At 72.4% G+C, this 16,362-nt stretch carries 16 protein-coding genes; 11 read left to right on the forward strand and 5 right to left on the reverse strand.

What is annotated here, in order from left to right; genetic code table 11:
* Position 1: 1 nt before the first annotated feature.
* Positions 2-1,051 (reverse strand): heme/hemin ABC transporter substrate-binding protein, encoded by a 1,050-nt coding sequence (locus OEIGOIKO_RS30155; protein WP_125056682.1) that lies wholly within the window; start codon positions 1,049-1,051, stop codon positions 2-4.
* A gap of 139 nt (positions 1,052-1,190) precedes the next feature.
* Between OEIGOIKO_RS30155 and OEIGOIKO_RS30160 the strand changes: the two genes are divergently transcribed.
* From OEIGOIKO_RS30160 to OEIGOIKO_RS30170, 3 genes are all read left to right on the forward strand, one after another.
* Positions 1,191-2,654, forward strand: coding sequence for an HtaA domain-containing protein (locus OEIGOIKO_RS30160; RefSeq protein WP_125056683.1), 1,464 nt, complete (start codon positions 1,191-1,193; stop codon positions 2,652-2,654).
* A 51-nt stretch (positions 2,655-2,705) separates the two neighbouring features.
* On the forward strand, positions 2,706-4,385 hold the full coding sequence (locus OEIGOIKO_RS30165; RefSeq protein WP_125056684.1) for an HtaA domain-containing protein: 1,680 nt from the start codon (positions 2,706-2,708) through the stop codon (positions 4,383-4,385).
* A gap of 222 nt (positions 4,386-4,607) precedes the next feature.
* Positions 4,608-5,303 (forward strand): PhzF family phenazine biosynthesis protein, encoded by a 696-nt coding sequence (locus OEIGOIKO_RS30170; protein WP_125056685.1) that lies wholly within the window; start codon positions 4,608-4,610, stop codon positions 5,301-5,303.
* Positions 5,304-5,353: 50 nt separating this feature from the next.
* Here OEIGOIKO_RS30170 and OEIGOIKO_RS30175 read toward each other — a convergent pair whose 3' ends face one another.
* Entirely contained in the window at positions 5,354-6,043 is a 690-nt protein-coding gene (locus OEIGOIKO_RS30175) for a biliverdin-producing heme oxygenase (RefSeq protein ID WP_125056686.1), read from the reverse strand.
* A gap of 256 nt (positions 6,044-6,299) precedes the next feature.
* Positions 6,300-7,157, reverse strand: coding sequence for a type I methionyl aminopeptidase (map, locus tag OEIGOIKO_RS30180; RefSeq protein ID WP_125056687.1), 858 nt, complete (start codon positions 7,155-7,157; stop codon positions 6,300-6,302).
* Between the two features lie 66 nt (positions 7,158-7,223).
* Between map and OEIGOIKO_RS30185 the strand changes: the two genes are divergently transcribed.
* Entirely contained in the window at positions 7,224-7,463 is a 240-nt protein-coding gene (locus tag OEIGOIKO_RS30185; protein ID WP_125056688.1) for a hypothetical protein, read from the forward strand.
* A 107-nt stretch (positions 7,464-7,570) separates the two neighbouring features.
* Here the strand turns inward: OEIGOIKO_RS30185 and OEIGOIKO_RS30190 are convergent, their stop codons facing one another.
* Positions 7,571-8,818, reverse strand: coding sequence for an MFS transporter (locus OEIGOIKO_RS30190; RefSeq protein ID WP_246178163.1), 1,248 nt, complete (start codon positions 8,816-8,818; stop codon positions 7,571-7,573).
* Between the two features lie 341 nt (positions 8,819-9,159).
* Between OEIGOIKO_RS30190 and OEIGOIKO_RS30195 the strand changes: the two genes are divergently transcribed.
* The 7 genes from OEIGOIKO_RS30195 to OEIGOIKO_RS30225 all read left to right on the forward strand — a co-directional run bounded on the left by OEIGOIKO_RS30195 (position 9,160) and on the right by OEIGOIKO_RS30225 (position 15,300).
* Positions 9,160-10,341 carry a sialidase family protein gene (locus OEIGOIKO_RS30195; RefSeq protein WP_125056689.1) on the forward strand — a complete coding sequence of 394 codons (1,182 nt, stop codon included), beginning with the start codon at positions 9,160-9,162 and terminating at the stop codon, positions 10,339-10,341.
* Positions 10,338-11,702, forward strand: a complete 1,365-nt coding sequence (locus tag OEIGOIKO_RS30200) for an ABC transporter substrate-binding protein (protein WP_125056690.1) — start codon at positions 10,338-10,340, stop codon at positions 11,700-11,702. Before OEIGOIKO_RS30195 ends, OEIGOIKO_RS30200 begins: the two co-directional genes overlap by 4 nt.
* Before the next feature lie 152 nt (positions 11,703-11,854).
* Entirely contained in the window at positions 11,855-12,715 is an 861-nt protein-coding gene (locus OEIGOIKO_RS30205) for a carbohydrate ABC transporter permease (RefSeq protein WP_125059149.1), read from the forward strand.
* Between the two features lie 131 nt (positions 12,716-12,846).
* Positions 12,847-13,665, forward strand: coding sequence for a carbohydrate ABC transporter permease (locus tag OEIGOIKO_RS30210; protein ID WP_218040069.1), 819 nt, complete (start codon positions 12,847-12,849; stop codon positions 13,663-13,665).
* Positions 13,666-13,678: 13 nt separating this feature from the next.
* On the forward strand, positions 13,679-14,428 hold the full coding sequence (gene npdG / locus OEIGOIKO_RS30215; protein WP_246177627.1) for an NADPH-dependent F420 reductase: 750 nt from the start codon (positions 13,679-13,681) through the stop codon (positions 14,426-14,428).
* A 174-nt stretch (positions 14,429-14,602) separates the two neighbouring features.
* On the forward strand, positions 14,603-14,908 hold the full coding sequence (locus tag OEIGOIKO_RS30220; protein ID WP_125056692.1) for a hypothetical protein: 306 nt from the start codon (positions 14,603-14,605) through the stop codon (positions 14,906-14,908).
* Positions 14,909-15,090: 182 nt separating this feature from the next.
* A complete protein-coding gene (locus OEIGOIKO_RS30225) occupies positions 15,091-15,300 on the forward strand; it encodes a hypothetical protein (protein WP_125056693.1) in 210 nt (69 codons plus the stop codon).
* Between the two features lie 46 nt (positions 15,301-15,346).
* Here the strand turns inward: OEIGOIKO_RS30225 and OEIGOIKO_RS30230 are convergent, their stop codons facing one another.
* Positions 15,347-16,321 carry a helix-turn-helix domain-containing protein gene (locus OEIGOIKO_RS30230; protein WP_125056694.1) on the reverse strand — a complete coding sequence of 325 codons (975 nt, stop codon included), beginning with the start codon at positions 16,319-16,321 and terminating at the stop codon, positions 15,347-15,349.
* Positions 16,322-16,362: the final 41 nt, after the last annotated feature.

The following is a 16,362-nucleotide window of genomic DNA, read 5'->3' on the forward strand; positions in this document are numbered from 1 at the left end:
CTCACTTCCCCTCGGCGTGGATCTGCTGGATCAGGGAGCGCAGTACGGCGTCCGTGCGCGGCCCGTAGTTGAGCAGCACACCGTCGTCGACGGCGGCCACCCGCCGGTCCATCCCGGCCGGGGTCTGGGCCACGCCGGGGATCTTCACCAGTCCGTCGATGCCGCCGACGGACTCCAGACCCTTGGTCATCACCAGGATGACGTCCGGAGCGGCCTTGGCGAGCGCCTCGCTCGTGATCGGGGTGAAGTCCTTCGCCAGGCCCGACTCCTTGCCCGCGTCGATGCCGCCCGCCGCCTCGATGAGGGAGCCGGCGCCGGAGCGGGCGCCCCCGATGAGGTAGACGGAGGCGGAGCCGCGCAGGTAGAGGAAGGCCACCCGAGGGCGGTCGGCCGCTTCCGTGCCGCCGTGCGGAATGTTCTTCCGTACGGCCGCGATCCGCCGGCCGGTCCGGGTCTTGAGGGCGTCGCCCGCCGTACGGACGCCGAGGGCCGCCGCGACCGCGTCGATCCGGGTGTCCACGTCGGCGAGCTGCTTCGCGGGCCCGAACGTGACGACCGGGACCCCGGCGTCGCGTATCTGGCCGACGGCCTCCGCCGGTCCGGTGGTGGTGTCGGCGAGGACCACGTCGGGCTTGAGCGAGAGCACGCCTTCCGCCGACACGTCGTGCGCGCGGGTCACCACGGGCAGCTTCGCCGCCTGTTCGAAGGTGGCGGTGATGTCGCGCGCGACGACCCGGCCGCCGAGCCCGAGGGAGAAGACGATCTCGGAGAGGGAGCCGGTGAGCGGCACGATCCGGTCGGCCTTGCGCACCGTCACGTCGTGGCCGTCGGCGGACCGTACGGTCGCGGGCAGCTCGGGCCGGGGCGCGGGACCGGACAGCGGCTCCACGCGGTCGGCGGCGGGCCGGGCGGCGGGTTTCGCCGGGGGAGTGGTGGCATCCGTACCGCCGCCGCAGCCGGTGAGCGCGAGGGCGAGCGCCAGGGTGGCGGCGAGGGCCGCGGCGGGGCGTGACAGGCGCCGGCGGGCCGGCTCCCGGAAGGTTGCTGTCACTGTCCCGCCTTTCTGTGTACGTGAGTTGACCGGGACCGGTGGTGCGGGCGGGGGCCCGGTCGGCTCCCGGGGTTCCGCTTCGGTCGCGCTTAGCTTAGGTTAGCCTTACCTTAATCGCTAGCCCTCGGAGGGGTCCTCCATGCTGCCGTTCAGACCGGCCGGCGGCCGTACACACGGCCGCGCCCGCGTGCTCGCCGCCGCCTTCCTGGCGGCACTGCTGGGCACGCTGCTCCCCGCGCTGCCCGCGGCTCCCGCCCAGGCGGCGGCCCGCACGGTCGCGGGCGGCCGGCTGGACTGGGGCATCAAGTCCTCGTTCCAGTCGTACGTCACCGGGCCCATCGCGCAGGGGAGTTGGACCTTGAACGGCGGTGCCGCCACGGTCGGCGACAGCCGGTTCCGCTTCCACTCCGCCACCGGCGGCTACGACCCGGACACCGGCGCCCTGACGGCGGGCTTCTCCGGCGGCGTCCACTTCACCGGCCACCGCAAGCCGGACGGCTCCTACGAGATGGACCTGACCATCAGCCGTCCCCGGGTCACCGTCGCCGACGGACGCGGCACCCTCTTCGCCGACATGACCAGCAAGGAGAAGGGCACCGGCCGCGTCACCACGGCCTCCAGGGTGCCGCTCGCCACCCTGGAACTCGGCGGTGTCGACACCCGGGGCGGCGGCACGCCCATCGCGCTCACCGACGTCCCCGCGAAGCTGACCGCGCAAGGCGCCCGCGCCTTCGCCGGGTACTACACGGAAGGCACGCAGCTCGACCCGGTGAGCCTGTCCGCCGACGTACGGACGGACGCCGGGCCGGGTCCGGAAGCCACCCCCTCCGGCGGCGGTGATGGCGACAGCGCCGAGGGCGGCGACGCCCGGCGCGGCACCTTCACCGAGGCCGCCGTCGACTGGGGCGTCCGCCGCACCTTCCGCGAGTACGTCACCGGCACCCTCGCCCACGGCAAGTGGCAGCTGTCCGACGGCGCCCAGGACGGCGGCGCGCTCTTCCGCTTCCCGCACGGCAAGGGCGCGTACGACGCCGAGAAAGGCACCCTGAACGCCGACTTCACGGGAAAGCTGCACTTCACCGGCAAGAACCTGGACCTGACCCTCACCGCCGTCTCGGTCACGGTCCAAGACGGCCGCGGCACCCTCGCCGCCGATGTCACCCACGACGGCACGACCACCGAGGGCGCCCCGCTGGCCACCTTCGAGGCGAAGCGGCTCACGCCCGAGAAGGGCCTGATCAAGCTCACCGAGGCACCGGCACGGCTCACCGCCGACGGCGCGAAGGCGTTCGGCGGCCTGTACCGGGAGGGCACGGACATGGACCCCGTATCGCTCGCGGTCGCCGTCGACAAGAAGGCCACGCTGCCCGCCCTCCCCGACCTCGGCACCGACCCCAAGGCCGCCGCGGCGGACGGGAAGGCGGACGGGAAGCAGGCGAAGCAGGCCGCCCCCGGGCAGGCCGCGCCCGCCTCGTCCGGCTCCACCCGCACCGTCGTCGTCCTCCTCGTCGCGGCCGGCGTGCTGCTCGTCGCCGTCGCCGCCTTCCCCGTCCTGCGCGCCCGCCGTCGCCGTACGGCCCCCTCGGCGCCCCCGCAGGACTGACCCACCGCGCACCCCCACCGCATCCCCACCCACCAAGGAGAGCCACCGACCATGGCCGCCATCCGCCGCCCGCTCGCCCTCGCGGCAGCCATCGCCACCGCCGCCACCACCGCGGCCCTGTGCCTGCCGTCCGTCGCCACCGCCGCCCCCGCGGCCGGCACGGCGGCGCCGAAGATCCAGCTGAAGAACGGCACGCTCGACTGGGGCGTCAAGGAGTCTTTCCGCAAGTACGTCAAGGGCATGGCGCACGGCGACATCACCGCCGCCGACGGCGCCCGGCAGGCCCCGGACAACGGCCCGTTCACCTTCACGAACGGCACCGGCACGTACGACATGAGCACCCACGCCGTCGCCACCACCTTCCAGGGCAGCGTCCGCTTCACCTCGAAGGTGCACGGCTTCGACATCAAGCTGGCGGACCTCAAGGTCGCCACGAAGGGCACGTCGGGCGCCATCACCGCGGACGTCACGGCGGCGGGCAAGACGCAGGGTGACGTCGCCCTGGCCTCGCTCGACCTGTCGGCGGTGCGGCCGGGCAGCGGTACGGGCGGCGCGATGACGTTCGCGAAGATCCAGGTGAAGCTGACCGCCAAGGGCGCCGAGGCGTTCAACGGCATGTACAAGGAAGGCCAGGAACTCGACCCGGCCACGCTGACGGTGACCCCGGAGGGCACGCCCGGGAAGCCGGCGCAGCCCGCGCCGCCGGGCGGGAACGGGCAGGATGGCGAGGACGGCAAGGGCGGTAAGGGCGGCGAGACCGGCCAGGGCAGCAAGGGCGGCAAGGGCGGCGAGGACGGCAAGGACGGCAAGGAGGGGGAGCAGGCGGGCGGTGAGTCCGGCGGTGAGCAGGGCGTGCACGCGGGCTCGGGGACGGGCTCGGCTTCGGGCCCGGACTCCGGTACCGGAACCGGCTCCTCGGACCACAAGTCCACCACCCCCGCCTCCGGCGCCGCCGCGTCCGCCGCCGCCTCCGGCAAGGTCCTCGACGGCACCCTCGACTGGGGCGTCAAGCAGTCCTTCCGCGAGTACATCACCGGCCCCATCGCGCACGGCAAGGCCGAACTCGCGGGCGGCGCCGTCACCTCCGCGGCCGGTTACCGCTTCCCCAAGGGCCACGGCACGTACGACACCGCCAAGGCCTCCCTCGCCGCGCAGTTCAACGGCTCCGTCCGGTTCACCGGCCACGAGGGTGTCCTGGACCTGAAGTTCAGCAACCTCAAGGTCACGGCGAACGGCACCAAGGGCACGCTGATCGCGGACGTCTCGGCCAAGGCGCGCGCCACCGGCAAGGTCACCGATACGCCGGGCATGGCGGTGGCCGACCTCAAGATCCCGGCCGGTGCCCTCACCGCCAAGAACGGTGTCGTCACCCTCAAGAACGTGCCCGCGACGCTGACCGCCGCAGGTTCCAAGGCGTTCGACGCCATGTACAAGCCCGGCCAGGCCCTCGACCCGGTGACGGCCGCCGTGACGGTCGACCGCAAGGCCCAACTGCCCGCCGGCGGCGACGCGGCGGGCTCCTCGGCCGTCACCGGCGGTTCCGGGAGCGCCGGGAGTGCCGGGAGTGCCGGTGGCGGCACCGCGAGCTTCAGCAGCGGCAGCGGCGCGGGCGGCTCGCTCGCGGCCACCGGCGCCACCGTGCCCACCGGTGCGCTGGCGGGCGTGGCCGGTGCCCTGATCGTCGCGGGTGGCGCGGCCACCTACGCCGTACGCCGCCGCACCGCCCTGTAAGAGCCACCACCCCGGTCAGCGCCTCCGGCCGACCCGGACCCACCCCCCCACTTCCCCCGGGCTCCGCACCCCAGGGGCCGCGTCCCCCACACCCCACACAGGCGCGCCCCGGGCCCAGGGGCCGGCCGTACCCGCCGCGCACGCCTCCGCGCGGCGGGTACTTCGGCGTTCCGGCGAGCCCCCGGTGGCCCGCCGCTGCCGCACCTGCGATGGAATACGGCCATGCCGGCGATCCGAACCCCTGAACTGCACGTCGTACGCGTCTTCTGCGGCCCGGACGGCCGGGGCGGCAACCCGTTGGGCGTCGTACGGAACGGAGCGGCCGTACCGGACGGCGCCGCGCGTCAGGCCCTCGCCGCCGAACTCGGCTTCAGCGAGACGGTGTTCCTCGACGGCCCGGGCCGTGGCCGGCCCGGCCGGATCGACATCCGCACGCCCAGCGTCCGGCTGCCCTTCGCCGGACACCCGCTCGTCGGTACGGCGTGGCTGCTGCGGCACTTGGGGCAGCCGGTAAGCATGCTGCGCCCGCCGGCCGGCGAGGTGCCGGTCACGTACGACGGGGAGTGCGTCTGGGTGCGGGGGCGTCCGGAGTGGTCCACGGGGCGCCGTACGCAGGAGTACGCGACGGCGGCGGACGTGGAGGCGCTGCCCGGACCGCCGCCGGGGGACGGCCCGCTCTACGTGTGGGCGTGGCGGGACCGGGGCGCGGGCACGGTATGCGCCCGCTTCTTCCCGCGTCGCGGAGACGGCATCGTGGAGGACGAGGCCACCGGCGCGGCGGCGCTCACCCTCACCCATGAACTCGGCCGGGCCCTGGACGTCCGCCAGGGCACCGGCTCCCGCATCCTGACGCGGCCGCACGCGGACGGCACGATCGCGCTGGGCGGCCGGGTCGTGCCCGTACGGACGACGCCCTGACCGGATGCCGGAGCGGAACGGGACGGGGCCCGGGGGCCCTGCCCGTCACCTCACGCGCTCAGCGGGAACTCTTCCCCCAGCTCACGGAAGACCGCCGTGTTGAGCGCGAAGGCGCGCTTGCACTCGTCGACCACCCGCTGCTTCTCCAGGTCGTCCACCGGCAGCGCGTCCAGCAGCTCGCGGTACTCCCGCTTGAAGGCGGCGGGGTTGCCTATCCCTTCGAAGACGTAGAAGCGCACGCCGTCGCCCTTGCGGGTGAAGCCCCAGGTCTTCTCGGCCGTGCCGCGGATGATCTGGCCGCCGGAGAGGTCGCCGAGGTAGCGGGTGTAGTGGTGCGCGACGTAACCGGCGGGCCAGCGGGCGGCGCATTCGGTGACGCGGTCGGCGTACGCGGCGGTGGCCGGCAGCGGCTCCAGGCCCGTACGCCAGGACGGGCCGCCGAGGTGGGTCAGGTCCCGCTCCAGCTCTGCCGTACGGACCAGTTCCGGCCGCAGGAACGGTCCTGCGACCGGGTCCCCGGCGAGCGCCTCGGCGGCGCCTTCCAGCGCGCGGTAGACGAACCACAACTGCTCGGTGTAGCGCCGGTAGGCCGTGACGCCCAGTTTGCCGCCGAGCAGGTCGCCCATGAAGGACGAGTTCTCGGCCTCCGTGTGCTGCTCGTGCGACGCGGTGCGGATCAGGGTGGAGAACGGCACCGATGCGGCGGCGTGCGCGGACGGGGTCGAGCTGGGCGCGGCCAAGGCGGACCTCCGGGGACCGATGGGGTGCGTACGGGAACAGATTGTGGTTGGTTAGGCTTACCTAAGTCAACCCGTTCCCGACGGGGTGTCGGCAACTGTGCCGACGTCGTGTCGGCAATGTTCCCGACATCATGTCGGTAAAAACCCCGCGACGAAAGCCCCCACGGCACGGGAAGGCGGAAGCCGCGGGGGCCGGAACGCCGAGCGCTACGGGAGTGAGCGCTACGGGAGGGCGAGCGTTACGGGAGGACGAGGGCTACGGAAGGGTGAGGATCTCCGCGCCGGTCTCCGTGACGACGAGCGTGTGCTCGAACTGCGCGGTGCGCCTGCGGTCCTTCGTCACCACCGTCCAGCCGTCCTCCCACATGTCGTACTCGTGGGTGCCCAGCGTCAGCATCGGCTCGATGGTGAAGGTCATGCCGGGCTTGATGTCGGTGGTGTGGTGCGGGCTGTCGTAGTGCGGGACGATCAGACCGGAGTGGAACGACGAGTTGATCCCGTGGCCGGTGAAGTCGCGGACGACCCCGTAGCCGAAACGCTTGGCGTACGACTCGATGACCCGGCCGATGATGTTGATCTGGCGGCCCGGCTTGACCGCCTTGATCGCGCGGTTCAGGGACTCGCGGGTGCGCTCGACCAGGAGCTTGGACTCCTCGTCCACGTCGCCGCACAGGTACGTGGCGTTGTTGTCGCCGTGCACGCCGTTGATGTACGCGGTCACGTCCAGGTTCACGATGTCGCCGTCCTGGAGGACGGTCGAGTCCGGGATGCCGTGGCAGATGACCTCGTTGACCGAGGAGCACAGGGACTTCGGGAAGCCCCGGTAGCCGAGGGTGGAGGGGTAGGCGCCGTGGTCGCACATGAACTCGTGCGCGACCCGGTCCAGTTCGTCGGTGGTCACACCCGGGGCGATCAGCTTGGCGGCCTCCTCCATCGCCTGGGCGGCGATCCGCCCCGCGACGCGCATCCGCTCGATCGTTTCCGCGTCCTGCACCTCCGGGCCCGTGTACGGGGTGGGCGCGGCCTTGCCCACGTACTCGGGACGCGGGACGGAGGCGGGGACGGGGCGGGTGGGGGAGATCTTCCCCGGGACAAGAAGCGACTGGCCAGACATGCCAGCGAGTGTATCCGTGGCCCATCGGGCAGGATGGCGGCACAGGTGTCGCAGACAGGAGGCGTGATGGCGCTGTTCAAGAGGCGGACGGCCGGCAGGCCCGGCGAGTGGTACTACTGCCTCAAGCACGGAACGGTCGAAGAGGGCCCCGAGTGCCGCGCCGCCGACCGCTTCGGCCCGTACACGACGCGCGAGGAGGCGGCCCACGCGATGGAGACCGCCCGCGAACGCAATCTGGAGTGGGAGACCGACCCCCGCTGGCACGAGAAGGGGCAGGGGACGGGGCAGGAGAAGGGCCAGGAGTAGGGGCAGGGGCAGGGCCGGGGGCGCACCCCGGCCCGGGCCCCGCCGGGCCCGCTCCCGGTCACGCCGCCGGGCTGGCTTCCCGGTCACGCCGCCGGGCCCGCTCCCGGTCACGCCGCCGGTGTCGTCTCCGCCCTCCCCGGCTCCGCCCGCGCCGTACGGATCTCCCGCATGCGCACCGCGTGCTCGTTCGTCCGCGCGTCGTACGCCAGCAGCTTCGGGAGCGCCGCGGCCAGCCCCACCACCCCGGCCACGCACAGCACGCCGCCCGCCCACACCGACGTCCGTACGGACGTGACGGCCGCCATGCCGCCCGAGCGGACCTGGCCGAGCTGCGGCCCGACCGAGTACGACAGCAGCTCGATGCCGGCCAGCCGGCCGCGCAGCTCGTCGGGGATGGTCTGGTTCCACATGGCGGACCGGAAGATGCCGCTGACCATGTCGCACGCCCCGGCCGCGGCCAGGCTCAGCAGCACCAGCCAGACGTTGGACGCCCAGCCCGCCGCGGTCATCGCCAGCCCCCAGGCCGCCGCCGCGTACAGCACCGCCCGACCGTGCCGGTGCACCCGCGAGGTCCAGCCGCTGGTCAGGCTGACCAGACAGGACCCGGCCGGCAGCGCCGCGTACATCAGTCCCAGGGCCCACGGCGCGCCCAGATCGTCCGCGAGGAACGGGAAGATCGCCATCGGGAAGGCGAAGAGCATGGCGGTCAGGTCGACGGCGTACGTACCGAGCAGTTCCTTGCGGTTCCAGGCGTAACGCGCGCCCTCCCAGATGCCGCGCAGCGACGGCTTCTCGGCGTCGTGCGAAGGCGGCGAGGCCGCCAGCCCGACCGCGAGGGCGACGGATATCGCGTACGTGACGGCGTCGATCGCGTACGCCCACCGCAGCCCCGCGTACGCCAGCAGCACACCGGCCAGCGCGGGCCCGGCGATGGCGCCGACCTGCCAGCGCAGGGCATTCAGCGCGGACGCGGCGGGCAGCTGGTCGTGCGGGACGATGCGCGGCACGATCGAGTCGAGGGCCGGGCGCTGGAGCCCGGTCAGCGCGCTGGTCGCCGCCACGATCACGTACAGCGGCCAGATCAGCGGGGCCGGCAGCAGGCTGTTGACGAGCAGCAGCACCGACAGCAGCCCGAGGGCGGCCTCGGTCCACAGGATGAGCTTGCGGCGGTCCATGGCGTCCGCGAGCGCACCGCCGTACAGGCCGAAGACGATCAGCGGCACGATCTCCACCGCGCCCACCGCGCCCACCGCGCCGACCGCGAGCGTCGACCCGGTCAGCTCCTTGAGCTGAAACGGTACGGCGACCAGCGTCAGGAACGACCCGAACACGGTCACCGCGCCCGCGCACCACATCCGGCGGAAGTCGGCGGAGGAGCGCCACGGCGCCAGGTCGGGGAGCAGGGCGGCGGCCCGGCGCGGACGTTTCGGAGGGGAAGGGTCTTCTTCGGTCACAACGCACCATCGTGCGGCGGCGCCGGTGCGGCGGGCAACGGAATATCGGGCGGGCGGCCGGGCCGGACGGAGGTGTACGCCAGGTGTCCGACAGGCGGCTTTCCGGTGCTCAGGGCGCCGTGGTGACGCAGTCGGGTGGCGGCCCGCGCCATCCGTGTGCCGTGCCTTGACGGTCAGTTGGGGGCTCCCTATGGTCACGCTGACAGAGGACGTCCTACGTCCGGTCTGCCGGGGGAGGACCCATGGCTCACCAGACTTCCGTTCCGTTCCGTGCCGGGTCCGAGGGTTACGCGAGCTTCCGCATCCCGGCCGTGGTCGGCACCGGCGCCACGGCTTCCGACGACACCGCCACCGACCCCGGGTCCGGCGCCTCCAGCGATTCCGGCCCCGGATCCGGTTCCGCCACCGACCCCGGCACTTTGCTCGCCTTCGCCGAAGGCCGGGTGCACAGCGCCGCCGACCACGGTGACATCGACATCGTGCTGAAACGCTCCGCCGACGGCGGCCGCACCTGGGGCCCGCTCCAGACCGTCGCCCGCAACGGCACGGGTACGGCGGGCAACCCGGCCCCGGTCGTGCTGGACGGCGGCCGGATCGTCCTCGTCCACGTACGCAGCGCCGCCACGGCCACCGAGGACCGCATCCGCCGCGGCCTGGTGTCCGCAGCCGACGCGCGGCGCGTCTGGGTGCAGCACAGCGACGACGAGGGCGCCACCTGGTCCGAGCCGCGCGAGATCACGGACCAGGCCAAGCGCTCCAACTGGCGCTGGTACGCCACCACCCCCGGCCACGCCCTCCAGCTCCGGCACGGCCCGCACGCCGGCCGCCTGGTCGTCCCGGCCAACCACTCCATCGCCCCCACCTTCTCCGGTGACAACGGCACCGAGGGCCGCTACAACGGCGGCCACGTCCTGCTCAGCGACGACGAAGGCGCGAACTGGCGCATCGGCTACCTGGACAGCAACCCCAACGGCTACATCAACGCCAACGAGACGACCGCCGCCGAACTCCCCGACGGCACCCTCTACTTCAACACCCGCAACGACTCCCCGGCCCCCGGCAACCGCGCCGACGCCCACTCCGCCCCCGCGGACGCCGGTGAGCGCCTGATCAGACCGTTCCGCCCGCAGGCCGGACTGGCCGGGCCCGTCGTCGAGGGCAGCGTGCTGCACCTGGGGGAGCCCGACGTGCTGCTCTTCTCCGGCCCCGCCGACCCGGACGCCCGCGCCCTGATGACCGTACGGGCCAGCCGCGACCGCGGCCTGACCTGGCACCCCGCGCACACCGTCGACGGGCTCCCGGCCGCCTACTCCGACCTCGTACGGATCGACGCGGCGACCGTCGGGCTGCTCTACGAGACGGGCGACTTCAGCGCCTATTCGACCATCACCTTCCGCCGCATCCCCGTGGAGGAGCTGGCATGAGCACCGGTACGGACGACAACGGCCGGGGCCAGGGGCCGGGCCGCCTTCGCCGCCGGGCCCTGCTCGGCGGGGCCGCCGCGGCCGCCGGGTTCACGCTGGCCGGCTGCGGCAGCGGCGACGGTGACAACGGAGCGGCGCCCAAGGAGCGCAAGAAGGGCCAGCAGATCACGCTCTCCTTCTGGTCCTGGGTGCCGGGCATCGACAAGCCGGTGGACCTGTGGAACAGCGAGCACCCGGACGTGCAGGTCGACGTGGAGACGGTGTCCGCCGTCGACGGCCGCCAGTACGCCAAGATGCACGCCGCCGTCAAAGCCGGGAACCCGCCGGACCTCGCCCAGATCGAGTTCCCCGTCGTCCCCAGCTTCCTGCTCGACAACGCGCTGATGGACCTGTCCGCGCTCGGCGCCACCCGCTACAAGGACCGTTTCGTGGGCTGGCAGTGGCAGCAGTCGGTGTTCGGCAAGGGCGTCTACGCCGTCCCGCAGGCGTCCGGGCCGATGGGGCTCTTCCTGCGCCAGGACCTCTTCGACAAGTGGAGCATCCAGATCCCGCAGACCTGGGACGATTACGAGGAGGCCGCCAAAGCGGTGCGACGGCAGGGCGCCTGGATCGAGACGTTCTCCCCCACCAACGGCAACCGGTTCGCCGGGCTGGCCTGGCAGGCGGGCGCCAAGTGGTACGCAGCCCAGAGCGACACCTGGACCGTGCACATCGACGACGAGCCCACCCGCAAGGTCGCCGACTACTGGGAGTCGCTGGTCCGGCGCAAGCTCGTCAAGACCATCCCCGACCGGCAGAACGCCTGGTACAAGGACATCCAGACCGGCGCCGTCCCGGCCTGGATCGGCGCCAGCTGGGGCGACGCGCTGCTGGCGGGCAACGCGCCCGGGACCAAGGGGAAATGGCGGGCCGCGCCCCTTCCGCAGTGGCAGAAGGGCGCCGACTCGCACGCCAACTGGGGCGGTTCGACCACCGCCGTCTTCGCGAAAGCCTCCTACCCCAAGGACGCGCTGGACTTCGCCCTGTGGCTCAACAGCGACCCGAAGTCCATCGCGCTGCTGATCGACGGCGGCTACGGCTTCCCGAGCGCGAAGAAGGGCTACGCCACGTCCGACCTCGACGTGTACCAGGACTTCTTCGGCGGACAGGCGTACAGCAGGGTCTTCGCGGACGCGGGCGCGCACGTCGACACCAGCTGGCAGTGGGGGCCCGGCGTGGACACCCTCTACCAGCGGCTCGGTGACGGGTTCACCGAGGCGCTGGACAGCGGCGGATCGTTCCGCTCCGTACTCCGGACCGTACAGGCGCAGACCGTCTCCGACCTGCGGGGCAAGGGCCTGAAGGTGGAGAGCGGCGGGTGAGCGGAACGGACCGGGGCCGGGCCGCCACCGACCGCGTACAGCGCACCCGTCGCACCCGTCGCACCCGGCACGCCCGTCATACCCGCCATGCTCGTCACGCCCGCCTCACCCGTACCGAAGCCCGCAACGCCCGCGCCGCGGCCGCCTTCGTCCTGCCCTTCCTCACCCTCTTCCTCCTCTGCTTCGTCGCCCCGATCGGCTACGCCGTCCACCAGAGCCTGCACCGCACCGAGCGCACCGGCCCGCTCGGCCTCGGCGGTGAGGAGCGCGAGGTCTTCGCGGGCCTCACCCACTACGCGCACGCGCTCACCGACGACCGTTTCCTGACCGGATTCGGCCGGGTCCTGCTCTTCGGTGTCGTACAGATACCGCTGATGATCGCCCTGGCGACCGTCCTCGCCCTCCTCCTGGAGAGCGCGAGCGCGCGCGGCGTCACGTTCTTCCGCAGCGCGTTCTTCCTGCCGTACGGCGTCCCCGGCGTCATCGCCTCCATCCTGTGGGGCTTCCTGTACGTGCCGGGCATCAGCCCGCTCGTGGAGATCGCCGGGTCGCTCGGCCTGCACGTGGACTTCCTCGCCCGGGGCACCGTCCTGTGGTCCATCGCCAACATCGTCGTCTGGCAGTTCACCGGCTACAACATGCTCGTACTGATCTCCCAGCTCAAAGCCGTACCGGACGAGCTGTACGAGGCGGCGCGCATCGACGGCGCGAACGCCTGGCACATCGCCCGGCACATCAAGATCCCGCTGATCCGGCCCGCGCTCGTGCTGACCACCGTCTTCAGCATCATCGGCACGCTCCAGATGTTCGCCGAGCCGATGGTGCTACGGCCCCTCGCCGCCACCATCGACTCCGGCTTCACGCCCAACCTGCACGCCTACAGCGAGGCGTTCGTCAGCAACAACCAGCACGTCGCGGCGGCCGAGGCGGTGCTGCTGGCACTGGTCGCCTGCGTGCTGTCGTTCGGCTTCCTGCGGCTGGTCGGGCAGCGCGGCGACGGGCGCGAGCGGTGAGCGGGGCCGCCGGAGGCGATGCCGCCGGCCGCGACTCCGTCGGACGCGCCGCTTCCGTACGGCAGTCCGCAAGCCCCACGCGCCGCTCCGCCCCCTCCCGTTCCGCCACCCGCCCACCCCTCCGCTACCGCATCATCACCGCCGCCCTCCTCACCGTCGCCGCCCTCTACTTCCTCACCCCCGTCTACTGGCTCGTCGTCTCCGCCACCAAGAACAGCGCCGACCTCTTCGGCACCTTCGGCTTCTGGTTCGCCCACCCGCGCCCCCTGGAACACCTGCGGGACGTCCTCACCTACGACCACGGCATCTACGTCCGCTGGTTCACCAACTCGCTCCTGTACGCGGGCGCCGGCGCGCTCGCCGCCACCCTGCTCTCCGCAGCGGCCGGCTACGCGCTCGCCAAATTCCCGTTCCCGGGCCGCGAAGCCGTCTTCAACCTCGTCCTCGCAGGCGTCCTGATCCCCGGTACCGCCCTCGCCCTCCCCCTCTACTTCCTCTTCAGCACCATGGGCCTCGCCAACACCTACTGGGCCGTCCTCCTCCCCAGCGTCGTCAGCCCCTTCGGCGTCTACCTCTGCCGGATCTACGCGGCGGCCGCCGTACCCGACGCGCTCCTGGAAGCGGCCCGCATCGACGGCGCGGGCGAGGCCCGCATCTTCGCGAGCCTGGGCCTGCGCCTGATGACCCCGGCCCTCGTCACCGTCTTCCTCTTCCAGTTCGTCCACATCTGGAACAACTACTTCCTGCCGCTGGTCATGCTCTCCGACTCCGACCTGTATCCGATCCAGCTCGGCCTGACCTCCTGGACCGGCTACGCGGACCGCCGGCCGGAGCTGTACCAGTACACGGTGGGCGGCGCGTTCCTGTCCGTGGTGCCGCTGATGGTGCTGATGACCGTCCTGCAGCGGTACTGGCGTACGGGGCTCACCGAGGGCAGCGTGAAGGCGTGACAGTATCGCTGTCATGACTACTCCTGACGACGCGACGACCGGCAACGACGCGCAGCCCGTGAACGTCGCCACCGAAGCCAAGAAGGCGCTCAAGCGGGACCCCTGGGACCTCCCCGACGTGTCCGGCCTCGTCGTCGGCGTCCTCGGCGGCACCGGCGACCAGGGGCGCGGCCTGGCCTACCGGCTCGCCCGGGCCGGCCAGAAGGTGATCATCGGCTCGCGCGCGGCGGAGCGCGCCCGGACCGCCGCGGACGAGCTGGGCCACGGCGTCGAAGGCGCGGACAACGCCGAGTGCGCGCGGCGCAGTGACATCGTCATCGTCGCCGTCCCGTGGGAAGGCCACGCCAAGACCCTCCAGTCCCTCCGCGAAGAGCTGACCGGCAAACTCGTCATCGACTGTGTCAACCCGCTCGGCTTCGACAAGAAGGGCGCCTACGCGCTCAAGCCGGAGGAAGGCAGCGCCGCCGAACAGGCCGCGGCCCTGCTCCCCGACTCCCGCGTCACCGCCGCCTTCCACCACCTCTCCGCCGTCCTCCTCCAGGACCCGGAGATCGAAGAGATCGACACCGACGTGATGGTCCTCGGAGAGTCCCGCGCCGACACCGACCAGGTCCAGGCCCTCGCCGCCCGCATCCCCGGCATGCGCGGCGTCTTCGCCGGCCGCCTGCGCAACGCGCACCAGGTGGAGTCCCTGGTCGCCAACCTGATCTCCACCAACCGGCGCTACAAGGCACACGCGGGCCTGCGGCTCACGGATGTCTAGCCACCGGTAGCCTCCGGCCGGGCCGGCCGATATCCTGCAAGGCTGTCCACTTCCGTGGAGGGCACGGCGCCCGGTACGGCGGGCGAGGGAAGGAGCGTGACCCATGCGGTGGTTGCCCCGGCCGCCCGCCCGGACAGTCCGGGAGCACGGGCGGCGGGTTCCGGAAGGAACGCGATGTCCCGTACGGACAAGACGAAACCCCTGTGGATACGCCACGCGGAACACGGCCCCCGCCCCGTCCACGACCACCGCTACGGCCCCTGCGACCTGCCGCCGCACCCGACGCGGAGGCCCGCGGAGACCCGCTGCCGGTGGGAGGACCCCGGCATGATCCTGTCCGGCTCCACCTGCTGCGCGGGCTGCCATCGCCGCGGCTGCGTCAAGGAGTGGCAGGACTACGCCAAGGCCGGCAACCGCAGGACCCGCTACGCGGGGCGCCGCGAGGCGCGGCGTTACGTCACGGGAGAGCTGACCGACTGATCCTGGGGGCGGCCGCCGGGCCGCCCCCGCCCCACCACGGGCCCCTCCGGCCCCCCACCCGGGCCCGCCGGCCCCGGTGCCCTGCCCGTACGTCCCGGCCACCGGGGCCTGGGGCCACGCCTCCGACCCCATGGTGGACACTGGAGGAAAACCCCCATACCCCTCGCACAGGAGCCGACCCCATGCCCCGCCTCGCCGTCTTCGCCCTCGTCGTCTTCGCCCTCGCCGTCGCCGCGGCCGTCGTCTCCTTCGTCCAGGGCAGCTGGCTCGGCATCGTGTGGATCCTGATGGCGGGCATCTCCAGCAACATGGCGTGGTTCTACGTACGCAAGGCGAAGATGGACCGCCAGAGGCGGGAAGGGGCAGGGACCCCGGTCGCCGGCGCGCACTGAGCCAGGGGGCAGCTAGACCCGGCCTCGTTGCTTTCCTCTCTTCTCCTCACCGAGCCCTTTCCGCGTCCCGCAGCGCCGTCCGGTACTCAGAGGTCCAGTCGGCGTGACGCTGCTCGGTAGGGAGACCGTTCAGCCCTGCACGGAGATGGTCGGCTGCGACGCCGTACTCGGCCATGCCCAGGTGGGCCAGGCCGAGGGACAGACGTTGGAAATCGGGCGTGAGCCAGTAAGCCGTGCCGGGCGGCTGCTCGCGGGCGGCATCCGTGAGGCCCGCCGCCTCGCCGAGGAGGCGTTTGGCCGTCTCCCGGTCCCCGGTCTGCGCATATCCCTGGGCCGCCTGTGCCGCGTCTCCCATGCGCTGTGCGGCGTGGGCGCCCGGTGTGCGGTACGCGAACTCGAACCACCGGGCGACGGCCGTCGGGCGCCTCTGGCGACGCGCGATGTAGCCCCGGAAGTTGAGTGCCTGAGCCGCGAGCGTCCCGTCCTCCGCTTCGTCAGCGAGGTCCACGGCGTCGTGCAGGTGTATCGATGCCTCGACGTGGTTTCCGGCCGACGCATGCAACCAGCCGGTGAACTGCACGTACTCCGCGACAACGCCGAGCAGTGCGTCGCGGTGTGGCCCGCGAGCATCGCGCAGCAGATGTTTCACGGTGAGCAGCTGTGCTTCGGTCGGGTGAATCAGAGGCGCCGCCCCGACGGCATCGTCCAGCCGGCGTTGCGCGGCCAGCACGCCCGCCAGTGCGTCAACCGCTTGTCGGTCCAGCCTGGTCGGGCGCGCGATGGCGCGGCTGATGCGTCCGCGGTCGTCCGGGGTCAGCGAGGCCGCGACAGTGACAATGGCGCCCTCGGCGCCGAGCAGGTGGTCCAGCCGATCGACGAGGTGTGACGAAGGGATCTGGCGGCCGTTCACCACTCTGTTCAAGTAGGCAGGGTCGTAACTGAGTCGGCGTGCGGCCTCGCGGATGGAAAGACCACGGGCTTTGAGGGCTCTGCGGAGCTGCTCCCCGAACTGTGCCACCACGAGTCACCGCCAAGTCATCACGTCACCACTTTCCGTGACTC

This window comes from Streptomyces paromomycinus (assembly GCF_003865155.1).
Taxonomy (GTDB): Bacteria; Actinomycetota; Actinomycetes; order Streptomycetales; family Streptomycetaceae; genus Streptomyces; species Streptomyces chrestomyceticus.